Source organism: Stutzerimonas sp. LR2 (assembly GCF_055755175.1).
Genome location: NZ_JBVTRR010000052.1, coordinates 1 through 913, shown reverse-complemented (window position 1 = coordinate 913; position 913 = coordinate 1). Strand labels below are relative to the sequence as shown.

At 44.7% G+C, this 913-nt stretch carries 1 protein-coding gene; it reads right to left on the bottom strand.

All coding sequences use genetic code 11. The annotated features are described in order from the left end of the window. Nucleotides 1-603 (bottom strand): hypothetical protein (locus tag ACVRRC_RS21960; protein ID WP_472997571.1); only part of this gene is annotated, 603 nt, incomplete at its 3' end. Nucleotides 604-913: the final 310 nt, after the last annotated feature.

Here is a 913-nt window from a genome sequence, read left to right as displayed (position 1 = left end):
AAGTCCAAACAAGACTACAGTTCCAGTCGCATCCTTAACAGGCGGTCGCGGTAGTTCACTAACATCCAATGTAATCACTGAACCATCTTGAGCGGTATGTTTTGTCATTTGGGAGACACTATTTCCATAGGTTGAGCATGACTTATTTTCGTTCCATCCAACCATACTAGGTAAATTTTCTGCCAAGAGTTTAACAATGAGTTTCCCATCATCATTATTACCTGACCACGAGCCAATGCGCGCAAAACCACTTGGTGAAGAGGCTGGTCGCTTAGAAGTAAGCACACTTAACGCTGGAATAAATGAAGTGTGAGTAATAAACCCGGCTGCTGCATCGCCGAGAGCACCGCTGGTTTTTCTTGCACTACCGGTTTGACCAGCTCGGATAGGTTGTGCGTAAGGTGCGATCTGATCTTCTGAAACGAGCTCATTATAGATAAAGTAGTTATCCCCTTCATCAGTAATAGCTCGCATGTTCATCGCCCGTGCGAATTGAAGGGCTTCAGATGGGTTGACATCCACCGGCATCGGTTCAGGTTTGGATGCGCAACCGGTCATTGCCATCGCCAGGGTGATCAGTGATGCGGTCAAAATCTTTTTCATGTCGAGTACCTTTGGTTTGTAGGATTGCAGGTAAGTAGTTTTTCGTGTTGAGATCATAGTAACCCCGCCTTAACCGCTGACGAAGAAATCTGAGCAAAAAAAATCCCCTATTTTTAAATAAGGGATCTATCGCTATGAATTTGATTTAAATTGAATCTTTCCAAGCGGTTAGCACTTGCTGATGGCTGCATGACGCATCTTTCGTGCAAGGTACTTTAATGGCGGGTTCGAAATTGCCCGGAATAAAATCCCCTGACTGAGGGTAAATCTCTGTCTTCAGTTCTGCGTCGTAGAAAACAAAAGGTGCATA